General features: G+C 71.6%; 16 protein-coding genes. 15 read left to right on the top strand and 1 reads right to left on the bottom strand.

The annotated features are described in order from the left end of the window. Nucleotides 1-87 precede the first annotated feature (87 nt). The 5 genes from infB (at nucleotide 88) to truB (ending at nucleotide 6,480) form a co-directional block, all read left to right on the top strand. Nucleotides 88-3,180, top strand: a complete 3,093-nt coding sequence (infB, locus tag ACWDLG_RS07405) for a translation initiation factor IF-2 (protein WP_449916987.1) — start codon at nucleotides 88-90, stop codon at nucleotides 3,178-3,180. Between the two features lie 524 nt (nucleotides 3,181-3,704). Then, entirely contained in the window at nucleotides 3,705-4,001 is a 297-nt protein-coding gene (locus tag ACWDLG_RS07400) for a DUF503 domain-containing protein (RefSeq protein ID WP_354906737.1), read from the top strand. Nucleotides 4,002-4,022: 21 nt separating this feature from the next. Next, a complete protein-coding gene (gene rbfA / locus ACWDLG_RS07395) occupies nucleotides 4,023-4,499 on the top strand; it encodes a 30S ribosome-binding factor RbfA (RefSeq protein WP_354906736.1) in 477 nt (158 codons plus the stop codon). Further along, the gene (locus ACWDLG_RS07390) at nucleotides 4,496-5,638 is read left to right on the top strand and encodes a DHH family phosphoesterase (protein WP_449916984.1); all 1,143 of its coding nucleotides are present in this window, start codon (nucleotides 4,496-4,498) and stop codon (nucleotides 5,636-5,638) included. Before rbfA ends, ACWDLG_RS07390 begins: the two co-directional genes overlap by 4 nt. Then, complete coding sequence (truB, locus tag ACWDLG_RS07385) at nucleotides 5,620-6,480, top strand: tRNA pseudouridine(55) synthase TruB (RefSeq protein ID WP_449916982.1); 861 nt, start codon at nucleotides 5,620-5,622, stop codon at nucleotides 6,478-6,480. Before ACWDLG_RS07390 ends, truB begins: the two co-directional genes overlap by 19 nt. A gap of 91 nt (nucleotides 6,481-6,571) precedes the next feature. Here truB and ACWDLG_RS07380 read toward each other — a convergent pair whose 3' ends face one another. After that, nucleotides 6,572-7,558 (bottom strand): TRM11 family SAM-dependent methyltransferase, encoded by a 987-nt coding sequence (locus tag ACWDLG_RS07380; protein ID WP_449916979.1) that lies wholly within the window; start codon nucleotides 7,556-7,558, stop codon nucleotides 6,572-6,574. 113 nt (nucleotides 7,559-7,671) lie between these two features. Here ACWDLG_RS07380 and ACWDLG_RS07375 point away from each other — a divergent pair, with 113 nt between their 5' ends. From ACWDLG_RS07375 to ACWDLG_RS07330, 10 genes are all read left to right on the top strand, one after another. After that, complete coding sequence (locus ACWDLG_RS07375; RefSeq protein WP_354906845.1) at nucleotides 7,672-8,634, top strand: bifunctional riboflavin kinase/FAD synthetase; 963 nt, start codon at nucleotides 7,672-7,674, stop codon at nucleotides 8,632-8,634. A gap of 17 nt (nucleotides 8,635-8,651) precedes the next feature. Next, entirely contained in the window at nucleotides 8,652-9,464 is an 813-nt protein-coding gene (locus tag ACWDLG_RS07370) for a pentapeptide repeat-containing protein (protein ID WP_449916976.1), read from the top strand. 207 nt (nucleotides 9,465-9,671) lie between these two features. Next, nucleotides 9,672-9,941 (top strand): 30S ribosomal protein S15, encoded by a 270-nt coding sequence (gene rpsO, locus ACWDLG_RS07365; protein WP_354906731.1) that lies wholly within the window; start codon nucleotides 9,672-9,674, stop codon nucleotides 9,939-9,941. Between the two features lie 263 nt (nucleotides 9,942-10,204). Further along, entirely contained in the window at nucleotides 10,205-12,538 is a 2,334-nt protein-coding gene (locus ACWDLG_RS07360) for a polyribonucleotide nucleotidyltransferase (protein WP_449916972.1), read from the top strand. Between the two features lie 64 nt (nucleotides 12,539-12,602). Beyond that, nucleotides 12,603-13,913: a M16 family metallopeptidase gene (locus tag ACWDLG_RS07355; RefSeq protein WP_354906729.1), complete on the top strand. Its 1,311-nt coding sequence runs from the start codon at nucleotides 12,603-12,605 to the stop codon at nucleotides 13,911-13,913. A gap of 440 nt (nucleotides 13,914-14,353) precedes the next feature. Next, nucleotides 14,354-15,091, top strand: coding sequence for a 4-hydroxy-tetrahydrodipicolinate reductase (gene dapB / locus ACWDLG_RS07350; protein ID WP_449916969.1), 738 nt, complete (start codon nucleotides 14,354-14,356; stop codon nucleotides 15,089-15,091). Between the two features lie 230 nt (nucleotides 15,092-15,321). After that, nucleotides 15,322-15,789: a GNAT family N-acetyltransferase gene (locus ACWDLG_RS07345; RefSeq protein WP_354906843.1), complete on the top strand. Its 468-nt coding sequence runs from the start codon at nucleotides 15,322-15,324 to the stop codon at nucleotides 15,787-15,789. Next, nucleotides 15,786-16,445, top strand: coding sequence for a TenA family protein (locus tag ACWDLG_RS07340; RefSeq protein WP_354906728.1), 660 nt, complete (start codon nucleotides 15,786-15,788; stop codon nucleotides 16,443-16,445). The genes ACWDLG_RS07345 and ACWDLG_RS07340 overlap by 4 nt, the downstream gene beginning before the upstream one ends. Continuing rightward, nucleotides 16,436-17,941: a PucR family transcriptional regulator gene (locus tag ACWDLG_RS07335; RefSeq protein ID WP_449916967.1), complete on the top strand. Its 1,506-nt coding sequence runs from the start codon at nucleotides 16,436-16,438 to the stop codon at nucleotides 17,939-17,941. Before ACWDLG_RS07340 ends, ACWDLG_RS07335 begins: the two co-directional genes overlap by 10 nt. Nucleotides 17,942-18,030: 89 nt before the next feature. Continuing rightward, nucleotides 18,031-18,489, top strand: a complete 459-nt coding sequence (locus ACWDLG_RS07330; RefSeq protein WP_449916964.1) for a cupin domain-containing protein — start codon at nucleotides 18,031-18,033, stop codon at nucleotides 18,487-18,489. Nucleotides 18,490-18,714: the final 225 nt, after the last annotated feature.

The following is an 18,714-nucleotide window of genomic DNA, read 5'->3' as shown; positions in this document are numbered from 1 at the left end:
GCCTGATGAGCACGCGGCGATGAAGACGTCAAGGTAACGACGGTCCGGACGGCACTGCCAGCCTCCCGGGCCGAGTAAGGGAGTGCAGTGGCGAAGGTCCGGGTATACGAGCTCGCTAAGGAGTTCGGCGTCGAGAGCAAGGTCGTGATGGCCAAGCTCCAGGAGATGGGAGAGTTCGTCCGTTCGGCGTCCTCGACCATAGAAGCGCCGGTAGTCCGCAGGCTCACCGAAGCTTTGGGCGTATCCAAGCCCACGAAGGGCGGCGGTTCGCCGTCCAAGCCGCAGCCGCCGAGGGCTGCCCCCCGGCCGGGCGACGCCCAGGCCGGCAGTGGCGCCCCTGAGGCGCCTGTCTCGTCGAGCCCGCGTCCGGGCCCGATTCCGAAGCCGGGGCCGCGCCCCGGTCCCGCCGGCGGCACCCCGCGTCCGCCGGTTCCGATGCCTCACCAGACGCAGCCGGAGGCCGCGCGCACCGAGCAGCCGCGCGAGGCCCCGCAGGCGCCTCGCTTCGAGGGTCCGCGCCCCACGCCCGGTCCTCGTCCCGGCCCCGCCGCGCGTCCCGGTCCGCGTCCCGGCCAGCAGGGCGGCCGTCCCGCCGGTCCTGGTGGCCAGCAGCAGGGCGCGCCGCGTCCGGGCGGTCAGTCCGGTCCCGGCGGCCAGCGTGACGGTGGCCCGCGTCCCGGTCCCAAGCCCGGTCCGCGTCCCGGCCCCCGTCCCGGCAACAACCCGTTCTCGTCCAACGCGACCGGCATGGGCCAGCGCCCGCCGCGTCCGGGTGGCCCGCGTGACGGCGGTCCCCGCGAGGGCGGCCCGCGTCCCGGTGGCCCGCGTGACGGCGGTCCGCGCGACGGCGCGATGCCGCGTCCGCCCGCCGGTCGTGGCCAGGGCGCTCCCGGCGCCGGCGGACCGCGTCCCGGTCCTGGTGCCGGTGGTCCGCGTCCCGGTCCCGGTGCGGGTGGTCCCCGTCCCGGTGGTCCGCGTCCCAACCCGATGATGATGCCGCAGGGCCGTCCTGCCGCTCCCGGTGGCGGCGCGGGCCGTCCCGGCGGCGGTGGCGGGCGTCCCGGTGGTGGCGGCGGCTTCGCCGGCCGTCCCGGTGGCGGCGGTGGTCGTCCCGGCGGCGGTGGCGGCGGCGGTTTCGCCGGTCGTCCCGGTGGTGGCGGCGGCGCAGGCCCGCGCACCGGCACCGGTGGTGGCGGTGGCGGCGGTGGTTTCGCCGGCCGTCCCGGTGGTGGCGGTCGCGGTCGCGGCGGCGGTACCGCAGGCGCGTTCGGCCGTCCCGGCGGCCGTCCGGCGCGTGGTCGCAAGTCCAAGCGCCAGAGGCGCCAGGAGTTCGACAACATGTCGGCGCCGTCGATCGGCGGCGTGCAGGTTCCGCGCGGCAACGGCGCGACGATCAGGCTTCCGCGTGGTGCGTCGCTGTCCGACTTCGCCGACCGCATCGGCGCCAACCCCGCGTCGCTGGTGCAGATCATGCTGCACCTCGGCGAGATGGTGACCGCCACGCAGTCGGTCAACGAGGAGACCCTGCAGCTGCTGGGCGCCGAGCTCGACTACAACATCCAGGTCGTCAGCCCGGAGGAGGAGGACCGCGAGCTTCTCGAGGCCTTCGACATCGAGTTCGGCGAGGACGAGGGCGACGAGGGCGACCTCGCGGCGCGTCCGCCGGTGGTGACCGTCATGGGTCACGTCGACCACGGTAAGACCAAGCTGCTCGACGCCATCCGCAACACCAACGTGGTGGCGCGCGAGGCCGGTGGCATCACCCAGCACATCGGTGCCTACCAGGTCGCCACCGAGCACGAGGGCGAAGACCGGCGCATCACCTTCATCGACACCCCCGGTCACGAGGCGTTCACCGCCATGCGTGCCCGTGGTGCCAAGGCCACCGACATCGCTGTCCTGGTGGTCGCGGCCGACGACGGTGTGAAGCCGCAGACCATCGAGGCGCTCAACCACGCCCAGGCGGCCGACGTGCCCGTCGTGGTCGCGGTCAACAAGGTCGACAAGGAGGGCGCCGACCCCAACAAGGTCAGGGCCCAGCTCACCGAGTACGGCCTGGTGGCCGAGGAGTACGGCGGCTCGACCCTGTTCGTCGACATCTCCGCCAAGAACGGGACCGGCATCGAGAACCTGCTCGAGGCCATCCTGCTCACCGCGGACGCCGAGCTCGACCTGCGGGCCAACCCGTCGATGGACGCCCAGGGCATCACCATCGAGGCGCGCCTGGACAAGGGCCGCGGCCCCGTCGCGACCGTCCTGGTCCAGCGCGGCACGCTGCGCGTCGGCGACTCGATCGTCTGTGGCGAGGCCTTCGGCCGCGTCCGGGCGATGCTCGACGACAACGGCGACCCGGTGGACGAGGCCACGCCGTCCTTCCCCGTCCTGGTGATGGGTCTGACGGCCGTGCCGAGCGCCGGAGACAACTTCATCGTCGTCTCCGACGACCGGATGGCCAGGCAGATCGCCCAGCAGCGCGCGGCGCGCAAGCGCAGCGCCGACATGGCGAAGTCGAGCCGTCGCCGCACCCTCGAGGAGCTGTTCAGCGACCTCGAGAAGGGCCGCGTCGACGAGCTCAAGCTCATCATCAAGGGTGACGTGTCCGGTTCGGTCGAGGCCCTGGAAGACGCCCTGCTCAAGATCGACGTCGGCGACGAGGTCAGGCTCCGTGTCCTGCACCGCGCCGTCGGTGCGATCACCGAGTACGACGTCAACCTGGCCGTCGCCGACGACAACGCGGTCATCATCGGCTTCAACGTCAGGCCCGAGCCCCGGGCCCGCGACCTGGCCGAGCGCGAGGGCGTCGACATCCGCTACTACTCGGTCATCTACCAGGCGATCGAGGAGATCGAAGCGGCGCTCAAGGGCATGCTCAAGCCCGAGTTCGAAGAGGTCCAGATGGGCACCGCCGAAGTCCGCGAGGTCTTCAAGGTGCCGAAGATCGGCAACGTCGCCGGTTCGCTGGTCCGCACGGGCACGATCGTGCGCAACAGCAAGGCCCGGCTCATCCGGGACGGTGTCGTCATCGCCGACAACCTCACCGTGTCGTCGCTGCGTCGCTTCAAGGACGACGCGACCGAGGTCCGCGAGGGCTTCGAGTGCGGTATCGGTGTCGGGTACAACGACATCAAGCTCGACGACGTCATCGAGACGTACGAGATGCGGGAGAAGCCGCGCGTGTGACGCACGGTAGGGCGCCCGGCGAGGCCTTCGCCGGGCGCCCCTCGCACGCCGGCGTTCTTGCGGCTCTCCCACCCTGGCCCCGGGACCTGTTCCCGGGCGCCACGGCCCTGAGCGGCCGTCGTGGACGAGCGTGTCCCGGGGCCGCGCGGCGGTCCCCTCCGGGGCCGGCCGCGGGGCTTGCCCGCCGGCAGGGTGCGGCCCGGGTTCGGGCCGCCGTGCCCGGTGCCGCCGGGCCGCAGGCGGACCCGACGCGGCCGCCGCGCTCCGCGGCGGGCGTCGCCCGAGGGCGGAAGCCGGACGAGCCGGCGAGGTGTGCAGTCTCACCCCTACGAACCGGACTAACCGCTCGTACGGGTACGTTGTCGATACTGGTGCCGATCGTGTCCGCACGGACGGCACCGCCGCACGCCAGGGGACGGCCCGGGCGCGCGGAGCGTGCGAGGAACCGGACAGGGCTCTCCACCGCGGCCCGCCCGGACGGCCTCGCCCGCGACCGGACATCGGACCTGCGGTGGTTGCCAACGATGTATGTCGGTGCCCTGACCCTGGACATCCTGCTCGGCGACGTGCACTCGCTGAAGCAGAAGCGATCCGTGGTGCGTCCCATCGTCGCCGAGGTGCAGCGGCGCTTCCCCAGCGTCGCCGTCGCCGAGACCGGCCATCTCGACCTGCACCGCAGGGCGGAGATCGGCATCGCCGTCGTCTCCGCCACCGCGGGCAACTGCGGCGAGGTGATGGACGCCTGCGAGCGGCTGGTGGCCTACCGCCCCGATATCGAGTTGCTGTCGGCCAGGCAGCGGCTCTACAACGACGAAGACTGACCGAACACTAGGGGGATCAAGATGGTGGACGCCGCACGGGCACGCAAGCTCGCCGACCGCATCCAGCAGGTCGTCGCCGAGATGCTGGAGCGCCGGATCAAGGACCCGCGCCTGGGCTTCGTGACCGTGACCGACACACGTATCACCGCTGACCTGCGGGAGGCGACGGTCTTCTACACGGTGTTCGGCTCCGAGGCCGAGCGCGCCGACAGCGCCGCGGCGCTGGAGAGCGCGAAGGGGATCATCCGCTCGGAGGTGGGCAGGCAGACCGGCGTCCGCTTCACTCCGACGCTGACGTTCAAGCACGACCCGCTGCCCGACAGCGCCCGCCAGATGGACGAACTGTTCGCGGCGGCGAAGGAGCGTGACGCGGAGGTGGCCAGGCGGGCCGAGGGCGCCGCCTACGCGGGTGAGGCCGACCCGTACAAGAAGCCGGAGCTCGACGAGGACGAGGACGAGGACGAAGTCTCCGATCGCGCGGGATACTCCGCGACGTGACGCCGGACGTGCGTGACGAGACCCGCCGCCGGTCCGCCGGACCTCCTCCGGGTACGGCGGGCGGCGGTTCGGCGCGCCCCGCGTCAGCCGGCGCCCCCGAACGTGCGGGCCTGAGCACGCAGGCGGGCGGTCCGGTCGCGGGAGCACCGCAGGCGATCCCCGAAGCGGTGTGGGACCGGGCGCTCGAGCTGATCCGCGACGCCGACGAGGTGGCGCTGGCCTGCCACATCTCGCCCGACGGCGACGCGCTCGGCTCGATGCTGGCCGCGGCCAAGGCGCTGGTCGCGATGGGCAAGCGGGTGGTCGCCTCCTTCGGCGAGCGCAGGTTCGCGGTTCCCAGGCTGCTGCGGTTCCTGCCCGCGCAGGATCTGCTCACGGTCCCCTCCGCCTTCCCCGCCGAGCCCGAGGTGATGATCACCTTCGACTCCTCGACGCTCGACCGGCTCGGGCTGCTGGCGGCCAACGCGGGCAAGGCGCGGGAGGTGATCGTCGTCGACCACCACGCCTCCAACCACGGCTTCGGCACCGTGAGCCTCATCGATCCCGGTGTGGCGGCGACGGCCGTCCTCACCGAGGAGCTGATCCGGCGCCTCGGGCAGCCGCTCGACCGCGACATGGCGACGCTGCTGTACGTCGGGCTGGTGACCGACACCGGCTCGTTCCGCCACTCCTCGACGACGCCTGCCGCGCACCTGATGGCGGCCAGGCTCGTGGCGGCCGGGCTGCGCACCGACGAGATCGCCCGCGAGCTGTGGGACCGTTCCCCGTTCGGGTACCTGAAGGTGCTCGGCGCGGCCCTCGACCGCGTGGTGCTGGACGACGACCTGGTGTGGACGTACGTCACCCACACCGACAGGGCCGCCTACGGCCTGCCGTACTCCGAGGTGGAGGCGATCATCGACGTGATCCGCCGCACCGACGAGGCCGACGTCGCGGTGGTGCTGAAACAGGACGACGACGGCGTGTGGCAGGTGTCCACCCGTTCCAAGGGCGGGGTCGACGTCGGCGCGATCTGCACGGCGCTCGGCGGCGGCGGCCACCGGTACGCGGCGGGATTCACCTCCCACGACGGCGTTGACGTGACGATGGACCGGTTTCGAGAACTGCTGAGGAAGAGTAGATGGCCGAGAGCGGTCTGATCATCGTGGACAAGCCCGCCGACTGGACCTCCCACGACGTGGTCGGCAAGATGCGGCGCATCGCGGGCACCCGGCGGGTCGGGCACGCCGGCACGCTCGACCCGATGGCCACCGGCGTGCTGGTGATCGGCGTGGAGAAGGCGACCCGGCTGCTGGGACACCTCGCGCTGACCGAGAAGGTCTACGAGGCGACGATCAGGCTGGGCGTCACCACCAACACCGACGACGCCGAGGGCGAGGTCATCGCCACCGCGGCGACGGACGGTGTGACGGCCGAGGCCGTGCGCAAGGGCATCGAGGCGCTGACCGGGCGGATCATGCAGGTGCCTCCGCAGGTGTCGGCGATCAAGGTGAACGGCGAGCGCGCCTACAAGCGGGCGCGGGCCGGCGAGGAGGTCGAGCTGGCCGCCCGGCCGGTCACCGTGTACGACTTCGCCGTCGAGTCCATCGACGGGCCCGACATCAGGGCGACGATCAGGTGTTCCAGCGGGACCTACATCAGGGCCCTGGCCAGGGACCTGGGGGCGGCGCTCGGGGTCGGCGGTCACCTGACGTCGCTGCGGCGCACCAGGGTGGGGCCGTACGACCTGTCCCTCGCCAGGACGATCGAGGAGCTGGCCGGTGAATGCGTGGTGCTGCCGATCGGCGCGGCCGTGTCGGCGGCCTTCCCCCGGCGGGACGTGACCGCCGAGGAGGCGCGGGTGATCTCGCACGGCGGGCGGCTGCCGTCGGCCGGGCTCGGCAAGGGGCCGATCGGGGTGTTCGGGCCGGACGGGGAGCTGCTGGCGCTGGTGGAGGAGCAGGGGCGCACCGCTCGCCCCCTGGCGGTCTTCGCCGGCTGACCGGCTCCCCGGCAGCCGGCTGACCAACTGCCCGGCTTGGGCCTGTACCTCGGCTGGCCCGCTCTCCGGCGGGCGGGCGACCCCGGCGGGGCTACGGCTTGCGGGCGACCATGATGTCGCGGACGATCGCCTGGTCCACCCAGTGGGCGAAGTCGGGGTAGTCGCACACCTCGAGCCCGTGCGCGGCCAGGATGGCGGCGAGGTCGTCGCGCGACCCGCCGTAGGTGTTCCAGGCGATGCCGATCGCGCCGCCCGGCCGTAGCAGCTCTGCCCACACCGGCACCGCCTTGGCGATGAGCTGGAGCGGGCTGCGGGACAGGCCCGTCGCGCCCTTGCTGCCGTGCTGCACGCCGTACGGCGCGTCGGTCACGACGACGTCGAACGAGCGTGGCCTGAAGAACTCGCGGCCGCGCAGGGTGTCGGCGTTGACCACGGCCACCTGCTGCGTCTCGCCCGCCTTGAACGCCTCCTTCGACAGCCCGAACGACACGTTGAGCCGCCGGCCGATCAGCGCCCGCTCCCGCCTGACCGGCACGGTCTCGGCGGTGTGCTTGAGCCGCTTGTTCTTCAGCCACGTCTTGAGGAAGCCGCTGTAGGCGTCGAAGTCCTTGCCGTCGACGTCGATGCCGTAGGCGTCGTAGCCGTACATGAGGGCCTGGTTGAGCGTGGTGCCGCGGCCGCACATCGGGTCGAACACCGACAGATGGCCGTCCAACGGGAAGTCGGAGGCCAGCACGGTGACGTTGAGCAGCAGCTTGGTGAAGTGCTCGTTGGTCTTGCCCGCGTACTTCTGGATGGTGATGAGGTCGCTGGAGAGCCGGTCGAGCGGGCGCATCTGCAGGGGCCGCAGCAGGTCGCCCTCGATACCGAAGATCGCGTAGACGGACGACAGGTTCGACAGCAGCCCGAGGTCGGGCTCGTCGGCCTCGAACGTCACGTACGGCACGCCGCCGATCCGCGTCTCCTCCACGTCGGAGACGGCCGCGAAGACCTCCAGCTCGCTGCGTGTCAGGCGGACGGCACTCTCGCCGTAGACCCGGTTGAAGGCGGGCAGGATCAGCAAGGCGTATCGGGACATGCAGCGGATGGTACCGCCTGGGCTGTTTCGCCTGCTCCCGGTCGGAACACCGGCACCCGCCGTCACCCCGTTGCGAAACACCCCGCGAGGCATGGCACGCTTGAGGGTGGTTGATCCGCCACGAGAGCGAATGGGGCGCGGGCGTGCAGGAGTCGGGAAGATCCGTCGTCACGGTCGGCGTGTTCGACGGCGTGCACCTCGGTCACCGGCGGGTGGTCGAGCGCGCCGTGGCCGTCGCCCGCTCGCTCGGCCTGCCGTGCGTGGCGCTGACGTTCGAGCCGCATCCCGCCGAGGTCGTCAGGCCCGGCACCCAGCCGCCCCGGCTGACCACCGCGCGGCAGCGGGCCGAGCTGCTGGCCGCGCTGGGCGTCGACGAGGTGCTTGTGGTGCCGTTCACGATGGAGCTGTCGCGCCTCAGCCCCGCCGACTTCGCCCAGAGCGTGCTCGCCGAACGGTTGCGCGCTGCGGCGGTCGTGGTCGGCGCGAACTTCGCCTTCGGCCACAAGGCCGCCGGCGACCCCGCGACCCTGCGCGAGCTGGGCGACAAGTACGACTTCACGGTCGAGGAGATCCCCCTGGTGTCCGGTGTTTCATCCACTCTGGTCCGCGAGCTCGTTGCCGCGGGCGACGTCGAGTCCGCGGCCGAGGCGCTGGGCCGCCCGCACCGGGTGGAGGGCGTCGTCGTGCGCGGCTACCAGCGCGGTCGCCAGCTCGGCTTCCCCACGGCCAACGTCGAGACCGCGCCCAACACCGCCATCCCCGCCGACGGCGTCTACGCGGGCTGGCTGCGGTGCGTCGCGGTCGGCAACCTGCCGGCCGGCTACGACGGCTGCGTCTGGCCCGCCGCCATCTCGGTCGGCACCAACCCCACCTTCGAGGGCGTGCCGCGGACGGTGGAGGCCTACGCGCTCGACCGGGACGACCTCGACCTGTACGGCATGCACGTGGCCGTCGACTTCGGCGCGCGCCTGCGCGGCAACACCAGGTTCGACTCCATCGAGGCGCTCATCGACCAGATCCATGCCGACGTGGCCGAGGTCCGCCGCCTGACCGGCGGACGGCCGCACCCCGCCTGAGCACCTGAGGAACATCTGTGGGACACCATGTGGACGAGGGAGCCGGCGGCCGCCGGGCCCTGGCGTCGTTGCGTGCCGACTGCGCGAGCTGCGCCGGCCTGTGCTGCGTCGTGCCGGCGTTCGCGGCCTCGGCCGACTTCGCGATCGACAAGCCGGCCGGAACGGCGTGCCCGAACCTGCGCGCCGACCACCGCTGCGGCATCCACGCCCAGCTGCGGGACAAGGGCTTCCCCGGCTGCACCGTCTACGACTGCTTCGGCGCCGGCCAGCAGGTCACCCAGACGGGTCTGGCGGGCCGGGCAGGCGAGGTCTTCCCCGTCATGCGCGACCTGCACGAGCTGCTCTACTACGTCACCGAGGCGCTGGGCTGGCCGGCGGCCGAGGCCGTCCACGGGGAGCTGGGCCGGGCCGCCGACGAGATCGAGGAGCTCATCGGCGGTGACGCCGACGTCCTGGTGAAGGCCGACACGGGGGCGCTGCGCGCGGCGGTCGCGCCCCTGCTGCGGCAGGCCGGCGAGCTGGTGCGCGGCCACGGCGGGCAGCGGCTCGGGCGCACGATGAAGCCGGATCTCATGGGCGCCAGGCTCAAGGGGGCCGACCTGCGCCGCGCGAGCCTGCGGGGCGGCTACCTGATCGGCGCCGACCTGCGGGGCGCGGACCTGCGCGGAGCCGACGTGATCGGCGCCGACTTCAGGAACGCCGACCTGAGCGGCGCCGACCTGCGCGGCTGCCTGTTCCTCACCCAGTCGCAGCTCGACGCCGCCAGGGGAGACGCGGCCACGCGCATCCCGCCGTCGCTCAGCCGCCCGGGACACTGGCGACGGGGGTGACCGCCACGGGCGGCGTACGGACGGTTCGGCCGCGGCCCGGCAAGAACGATGTGTCAGGGAGCGGACCGCAATGGTAACCTTGCATGTCGGCTCTGTAACGGTGGCGCTGTGCGCTGCCCTGAAGTGCCTTCTCGCGGCGACTGTAGGCACGCACGGTCGCTCGCAATCTCATCTCATCGACGCGTGTCCGTAGATCGAAGGAGAGCCGTGTCCCTCGACACCGCTGCCAAGAAGGCAATCATCGCCGAGTACGCGACGGCCGAGGGCGACACCGGGTCGCCCGAGGTGCAGATCGCGCTGCTCAGCAAGCGCATCAGCGAGCTCACCGAGCACCTCAAGACGCACAAGCACGACCACCACAGCCGTCGTGGCCTGCTGCTGCTCGTCGGTCGCCGGCGTCGCCTGCTGAAGTACCTGCAGAACAACGACATCGCGCGTTACCGTTCGCTCATCGAGCGGCTGGGCCTGCGCCGATAGAGTAGGAAGGGAGCGGCGCTCGGCGCCGCTCCCTTCGCATATGGCATCCGGCGCGCCTAGTGTCGGACAACTGAATATCCGAGACACACTGAAAGCCCCCGCGTCCGCTACAGCACCATGCGACCCGCGACGCCTGCGGGCCGGTCCTCGGTAGTGGCTTCCGGTCATCGTGACCGGGCGCTTCGATCGAAGACCGGCGCTGCACCTTACGAAGGGTGCCGGTGAAAGAGGGCGCGGGTGACCAACCATCAAGGAGGTCCCCCGTGGAGGGTGTCCACACCGCCGAAGCCGTCATAGACAACGGCTCGTTCGGCACGCGCACGATCAGGTTCGAGACCGGCCGGCTCGCCCGGCAGGCGGCCGGCTCCGCCGTCGCCTACCTCGACGGCGAGACGATGGTCCTGTCGGCCACCACCGCGTCCAAGAGTCCCAAGGACAACCTCGACTTCTTCCCGCTGACGGTCGACGTCGAGGAGCGCATGTACGCCGCGGGCCGCATCCCCGGCTCGTTCTTCCGCCGTGAGGGCCGTCCCTCCGAGGACGCCATCCTCACCTGCCGCCTGATCGACCGGCCGCTGCGCCCGTCCTTCGTCAAGGGCCTGCGCAACGAGGTCCAGGTCGTGGCGACCGTCATGGCGCTGCACCCCGACCACCTCTACGACGTGATCGCGATCAACGCCGCCTCGCTGTCGACCCAGCTGGCGGGGCTGCCCTTCTCCGGCCCGATCGGCGGCGTCCGCGTCGCGCTGATCGACGGCCAGTGGGTCGCCTTCCCGACCCACCCCGAGCTGGAGCGCGCGACCTTCGACATGGTCGTGGCCGGTCGCGTCCTCGACGACGGCGACGTCGCGATCATGATGGTCGAGGCCGAGTCGACCAACCACACGCTCAAGCTGGTCGGCGAGGGCGCCGCCGCCCCGACCGAGGAGAGCGTCGCGCAGGGCCTCGAGGCGGCCAAGCCGTTCATCAAGGTGCTGTGCGAGGCGCAGTCCAAGGTCGCCAAGGTCGCGGCCAAGGAGACGGCCGAGTTCCCCGTCTTCCTCGACTACCAGGACGACGCGCTCGAGGCCGTCGAGGGCGCGGTCAAGTCCGAGCTCGCCGCGGCGCTGACGATCGCCGGCAAGCAGGAGCGCGAGGCCGAGCTCGACAGGGTCAAGGGCCTGGTGGCCGAGAAGCTGCTGCCCGACTTCGAGGGTCGCGAGAAGGAGCTGAGCGCCGCCTTCCGCAGCCTGACCAAGAAGCTCATGCGCGAGCGGGTCATCAAGGAGGGCGTCCGCATCGACGGGCGTGGTCCGAAGGACATCCGCGCGCTCAACGCCGAGGTCCACGTGGTCCCGCGGGTGCACGGCTCGGCGCTGTTCGAGCGCGGCGAGACCCAGATCCTGGGCATCACCACGCTGAACATGCTGCGCATGGAGCAGGTCGTCGACACGCTCAACCCCGAGCGGACCAAGCGCTACATGCACAACTACAACTTCCCGCCCTACAGCACGGGTGAGACGGGCCGCGTCGGCTCGCCCAAGCGCCGCGAGATCGGCCACGGTGCGCTGGCCGAGCGGGCGCTGATCCCGGTCCTGCCGTCGCGCGAGGAGTTCCCCTACGCCATCCGCCAGGTCTCCGAGGCGCTCGGCTCCAACGGCTCCACCTCGATGGGTTCGGTCTGCGCCAGCACGATGGCGCTGCTGGACGCCGGTGTCCCGCTCAAGGAGATGGTCGCGGGCATCGCCATGGGCCTGATCGGCGAGGGCGACACCTACGTCACCCTGACCGACATCCTGGGCGCCGAGGACGCCATGGGCGACATGGACTTCAAGGTCGCCGGCACCAAGGACCTCATCACGGCCCTCCAGCTCGACACCAAGCTCGACGGCATCCCGGCCTCCGTGCTGGCCGCCGCGCTGAAGCAGGCCAAGGGCGCCCGCCTGGCGATCCTCGACGTGATGCAGGAGGCGATCGACTCCCCGGCGGAGATGAACCCGACCGCGCCGCGCATCATCACCATCAAGGTCCCGGTCGACAAGATCGGCGAGGTCATCGGCCCCAAGGGCAAGATGATCAACCAGATCCAGGACGACTCGGGCGCCGAGATCACCATCGAGGACGACGGCACGATCTACATCGGCGCGACCGACGGCCCCTCGGCCGAGGCCGCCCGCAGTGCGATCAACGCCATCGCCAACCCGCACATGCCCGAGGTGGGCGAGCGCTACCTGGGCACGGTCGTGAAGATCGCCGCCTTCGGCGCCTTCATCTCGCTGATGCCGGGCAAGGACGGCCTGCTCCACGTCTCGCAGATCCGCAAGCTGCACGGCGGCAAGCGCATCGAGAACGTCGAGGACGTCATGGGCGTCGGCGAGAAGATCCAGGTGGAGATCGCCGAGATCGACTCGCGGGGCAAGCTGTCGCTGGTGCCGGTCGAGGTCATCGAGAAGGAGGCCGCCGCCAAGGAGGCCACCGCTGCCGCCGCGCCGGAGGAGGAGGCCGCTCCGGCCGCCGCCGCCCCCGCCGAGGACAAGCCGCGCGAGGACAAGCCCCGCCGTACCCGCACCAGGGTCCGCAAGCCCGCCGCGACCGACGGAGAAGACCGGAACTCGTGACCGAGCGAAGCGAGGGCACCAGTAGACACGGCACCGTGGTCACGGGGCCGACGAAGGAGGCCTCGTGACCACTGTCACGTTGCATCCTGGTAGGGACGGTGCCGGGGTGGTCAGGCGCACCGTCCTCCCCGGTGGGCTGCGTGTGGTGACCGAGACCATGCCGACCGTGCGCTCCGTCGCGGTCGGCATGTGGGTCGGCATCGGCTCGCGTGACGAGGCCCCCGAGCACATGGGGGCCACGCACTTCCTCGAGCACCTGCTGTTCAAGGGCACGCCGACGCGTGACGCCATGCAGATCTCCGCGTCCATCGAGGGCATCGGCGGCGAGATCAACGCCTTCACCGCCAAGGAGTACACCTGCTACTACGCGCGGGTGCTCGACGAGGACCTGCCGCTGGCCGTCGACGTGCTGGCCGACGTCGTCACCTCCTCGCTCGTCACCGAGGAGGACGTCGAGTCCGAGCGTGGCGTGATCCTCGAAGAGATCGCCATGCACGACGACGACCCCTCCGACGTGGTGCACGAGCAGTTCTCGGCCGCCCTGTACGGCGACTCGCCGATCGGGCGGCCGATCCTCGGCACGGTCGAGTCCATCAACGCCCTCGGGCGTGACCGGATCGTCGAGTACTACCGCACCTACTACCGGCCGCCGCGCACCGTCGTCTCCGTCGCCGGCAACATCCAGCACGAGCACGTGGTGGAGCTGGTGGCGCGGGCCTACGAGCGGGCGGGCGCGCTGGAGGGACCCCGCGAGTGCGCGCCGCCGCGCACCAGCGGACCCGGTGCGCCGAGCCGGTCGGAGGTCAGGGTGCTCGACCGGCCCACCGAGCAGGCCAACCTCGTCCTGGGCACCACCGGCATGTCGCGCACCGACGACCGGCGCTTCGCCCTCGGCGTGCTCAACGCGGCGCTGGGCGGCGGCATGTCGTCCCGGTTGTTCCAGGAGATCAGGGAGAAGCGCGGCCTGGCCTACTCCGCCTACAGCTACACCTCCGCCTACGCCGACACGGGGCAGTTCGGGATCTACGTGGGCTGCCTGCCCTCGAAGATCGACGACGTGCTGCGGATCTGCCGCGACGAGGTGGCCAGGGTGGTCTCCGACGGGATCACCGAGGAGGAGATCCTGCGCGGCAAGGGCCAGATGCGCGGTGGGCTGGTGCTGGGTCTGGAGGACACCGGCTCGCGGATGTCGCGGATCGGCAAGAACGAGCTGGTCTACGACGAGTTGATGTCGGTGGACGAAGTGCTGGGACGTATCGACGCGGTCACCCCCGAGGAGATCGCGGCGGTCGCCAAGGACGTGCTGAACCGCCCGCTGACCCTGGCGGTCATCGGCCCGTACGCGGACAAGGACTTCTCCTCGGCGATCTCCTGACGGCACAGCGGGATCAAGGCCACCGGGGTCACTCGGTGGCCTTTTCGCTTGCCTGGCCACTCCAGCGGGCCGGCACTGCCCGCCGCGCCGCGGTGCCTGTGGGGCGCGTGGGGCCTGCACATGACGCCGTGACCATGGGGCCCGTGGGGCGATGCCGTGATGCGGTGGCCGTGCCTGAGGGACCCGTGGGGCGTGCCGCCATGGCTGCGGGGCCCGTGGATGCTGTGACGGCGGACCCTCGGGGCCCGTGAGGCCCATGACTCCGGCCCCGTGGGTCGGTCGGGGGTGTCGCGTAACGGCGGCCGGCCCCGTGCGCTGGAGTGGCGTCACCCTGGACAGGGACCGGCCCCGTGCCTGGGGTGGGCGTGGGCCCGCTTGCCGTACGGGGAGAAGGACGCGCCGGCGCCGTACGGGCGGAGGCGGCCCGATAGGGTGGGGGCGTGATGAGAGTGGGTGTGCTCGGGGCGCGCGGCAAGGTCGGCGTCGAAGTGTGCAGGGCCGTCGAGGCGGCGACCGACATGGAGCTCGTGGCGGCCGTCGACAAGGACGATCCGATCGAGTCGCTCGAGGGCGCGCAGGTGGTCGTCGACTTCACCCATCCCGACGTGGTCATGGGCAACCTCGAGTGGGCCATCTCCCACGGGGTCCACCCGGTGGTGGGCACCACGGGGTTCGACGAGGAGCGGCTGGCCACGGTGCGTGGCTGGCTGGAGCGCTTTCCCGGCACCAACTGCCTGATCGCCCCGAACTTCGGCATCGGCGCGGTGCTGATGATGCACTTCGCCCAGCAGGCCGCCCGATACTTCGACTCGGTCGAGATCGTGGAGCTGCACCACCCGAACAAGGCCGACGCCCCTTCGGGCACCGCCCGCCGGACGGCGGAGCTGGTGGCGGAGGCGCGGGCCAAGGCGGGCATGGCGGCGATGCCCGACGCGACCAGCTCAGCGCTCGACGGGGCGCGCGGCGCCGACGTCGGCGGCGTCCATGTCCACTCCGTACGGCTGGCCGGGCTGATCGCCCACCAGGAGGTGCTGCTCGGCGGCGCCGGCGAGATCCTGACGATCAGGCACGACACGATGAACCGCGCCTCGTTCACGCCGGGCGTGCTGCTCGGCGTGCGCAGGGTGGGCGAGCTGCCGGGGCTCACGGTGGGCCTGGAGGCCCTGCTCGACCTGTAGCCGGCCCGAGCCACCGGCGCCAACCGCCTCGACCCGCCGGCGCCAACCGGCGCGAACCGCCGGCGCCAACCGGCTCCATCCGGCTCCATCCGGCTCGACCCGTGAAAATGAATGTGCCCATGCCGAAGCATGGGCACATTCTGTGGAGGGGTTCCGGCTCCGCACAGCCGGCACACGATCATCACACTAATGCCAGTGCACACCATCCAGGGAAAGGTGCGTGCGTGTCGATGGTGCGTTGGGCGGACAAGGACGAGCTGGCGGGGCTGGCCGATGTCGAGCGTGCGGCCGATGGCCTGTTCGCGCAGGTCGGAATCGTTTTCCCGCCGGGCACCACGATGGTCGAGGAGTGTGACGACCCGGGCAGGGTGCTGGTGGAGGGCAGGGGCTTCGCCATGATCAGCATGGTCGACGGCAACGTCCATCTCGACCAGCTGGCCGTCCATCCTGACAGCATGCGGCAGGGCATCGGCGGCAGGCTCGTGGCGGCCGTGGCCGACCACGCGCTGGCCGTGGGCGCGCCGGGGGTGACCTTGACCACGTTCCGCGACGTGCCGTGGAACGGGCCGTGGTACGAGCGGCACGGTTTCGCCGTCATGGACGACCCGGGGCCGGAGCTGCGCGCCATCGTCCGGCACGAGCGGGAGCTCGGCATCGAACTCGCGCCACGGATAGTGATGTACCGTCCCGTAGTGTGAGGTTTCGCGACGAACTGTGGCGGGCGATGGACGGCGTCTATCGCCAGATCCTGCGGCATCCCTTCCTCGAAGGGCTCACCGACGGCTCGCTCCCGCGCGAGGCCTTCCGCCACTACGTCATGCAGGAGGCGCACTTCCTGCCCGACTACGCCAGGGCGTTGGCCGCCTGCGCCGCCAGGTCGCCGCAGCCGTCGGCCGTGCACAGGTTCGCCGCCGACGCCGCCAGGACCGTCGAGGTCGAGCACAGTCTCGTCCTGGAGCTGCTGGCGGCGTTCGGGCTCGACGAGGCGGAGGCGCTGAAGTCGCCCGCCGGACCGACCACAGTGGGTTACGCGTCGTACCTGGTGCGGACCTGCTCGCTGGGCACCTTCCCGGAGGCGCTGGGCGCGATCGTGCCCTGCTACTGGATCTACGCCCGCGTCGGGGAGAAGCTGCTGGCCGAGTCGTCGCCCGACCCGCTCTACGCGTGGTGGATCGAGACCTACGGCGGCGAGGACTACCAGGACACCGTCGCGGGCGTGCTCGACCTGCTCGACGGCCTGACGCTGACCGCCGACGAGCGGGAGCGGCTGGTGGAGCGGGCGATCACCACCGCCCGGTTCGAGTGGATGTACTGGGACGCGGCCTGGCGCCAGGAGAGCTGGCCATGCGGCTGAGGGACCTCGTCCACGACGACCACCTCGCGCTGAAGGTGCTGACCGGCCACGACCTGCTCGACCGCAGGGTGCGCGGCGTCGCCACCACCGACCTGCCGGACCCGTCCCGTTTCGTCAAGCCGGGCGAGCTGGTGCTGACCGAGCTGACCTGGCACACCGGCGCCGAGTCCGCGACCGCCTTCGTGCGCGGCCTGGGCGACGTGGCGGCGCTCGTGTGCGGCACCGCGCTCAAGGTCCCGCCGTCCGACCTCATCGACGCCTGCGCCGCCGCGGGGCTGCCGCTGCTCACGCTGCCGGTGGACGTGCCGTTCAGCCAGGTCACCGAGCAGGTGCTGCGGGCGCTGATCGCCGAGCTGGGCGCCGCGCCCCGCCGGCCGCCCGGCGGACGCCGGCGCCTGGCCAGCACCCTGGTGGACGGCGGCAGCCTCACCAAGCTGGTCGACACGGTCGCGGGCGAGCTCGACGTGCCGTGCTGGGTGATGTCGGCGACCGGACGGGTGATCGTCGGCTCGCAACCGCTCGACGAGGACTCCAGGGCGCGCCTCGCCCACACCTTCCTCACCGCGCGCTTCCTGCCCGGCATGGTCGACCGCCTGTCGGTCTTCCCGATCAGCAAGGGCGCCCCGCACCGGATCGCCAACTGGTTCCTCGCCTACCAGGGGGAGGGCGCTCAGGGCGACAGCGAGGACGTCCTGGTCGAGCTGGCCGCTCTCGTCGCGCTCGAACGCTCGCGCCTGGAGGCCGCCCAGCGCATCGAACGCCGCGTCCTCGACCAGTTGCTGCGCCTGCTGGAGTCGGGCGACGCGTCCCTGCCGGGGCTCGTCTCCCGCCTGCACACCCTCCACGTGGAGACCGAGCACGGTCTGCTGGTCGTCGCCCTGACGGCCGCGGGGCCCGAGGTCGGCGTCGCCGTCCTCGACGAGCTGCTGCGCCCGCTCGCGCCCGGCATCGTGACCGCGGCGGGGGAGGAGGCCATCGCGCTGGTCCCGCTGGCGGGCAACAGCGCGGCGGAACTGACCGGCCATCTGGTGAAGGGCGCCCGCATCCTCGAGGCGGGGCTGGGCGACGAGCGGATCGCGCTCGGCGTCAGCAGCGTGACCACCGGGCCCGCCGGGTTGAGCGGGCTGATCGAGGAGGCCAGGCACGCCCGCTCGCTCGCCTCCCTCGGCGCCGAGCGGGTCAGCGTGGTGACCGGCGACGACGTCAGCTCGCACCGGACGCTGCTGGCGGCGATCCCCGACCCGCTGCGGCGCTCGTTCAGGGCGCGCCTCCTGGGACGGCTGGAGTCCTACGACGCCACGAACCAGACGGACCTGCTGGAGACGCTGGAGACGTTCCTGGAGGAGTCGGGGTCGTGGTCGGCGACGGCGGACCGGCTGCACGTGCACGTCAACACGCTGCGCTACCGGTTGAAGCGGATCGAGGAGCTGACCGGGCGGTCGCTGAACTCCTGGGACCAGCGGGTGGACTTCCTGCTCGCGTTGCGGATGCGATAGCCGCGCGGGCTCGGCGGTTACCTCGGGGTCACCGGGTTCCCGAAAAGTGCGATCTTCCTGCGCCGGGCACGCGGAACCAGACTGCTGCCATGAGCATCGTGACTCGCATGGACTACCAGCCCTTCCCTCCGGACCCGCACAACCACAAGCCGAACTCGCGCCACTCCCTGGTGCTCGACCCGGCCCGTCCTGACGGTCGTTACGTGAAGAACCTGGTGTTGAACTTCGAGAAGCTCGCGCCGGACGAGATCATCCCCGTGCACTTCCACACCAGCGAGGAGGTCCTCATCATCGACGACGGCGAGGCGGAGGCGTTCTACGACGGGGAATGGCAGCCGGTGGGGCCCGGGTCGGTCATCCTCGTGCCGCCCGGCGTGTCCCACGGTTTCCGTAACCTGTCGGGCGGCACGGTACGGCTGCACGCGGTGTTCGGCGGCTCTGTGGTCGGCACCCAACTGCTGGAACGCAGCCCCGCGCCGGGCACGGAGGACGAGCCGGTGCCACCGCTGTCCATCCTCGACTTCCGCGCCTACGTGGACGGCCCCTGACCCGCCTCAAGGGCGTCCTCCGCGGAAGCGACGCCCTTCGTCGTTGACTTGCAAGATCTTTCTCACCGCTCATGGCTGTTCCTGCGTTCCTCGACCCCGGGGCAGGCGGCGGCCGTCTACCCCGGGCGGGGTTCTCCCCGAGGCTTCGTCCGGAGCAGACCGGGGCATGCCGGGCTTCGGAGACCAGGAAGAGCGTTCCGGAGGTAGGGGGGTGCAGGTCGGCCA

The organism is Nonomuraea sp. NPDC003727, assembly GCF_053586935.1.
Note: the sequence above shows the minus strand (reverse complement) of the source record. Positions and strands in the feature narration are given on the sequence as shown.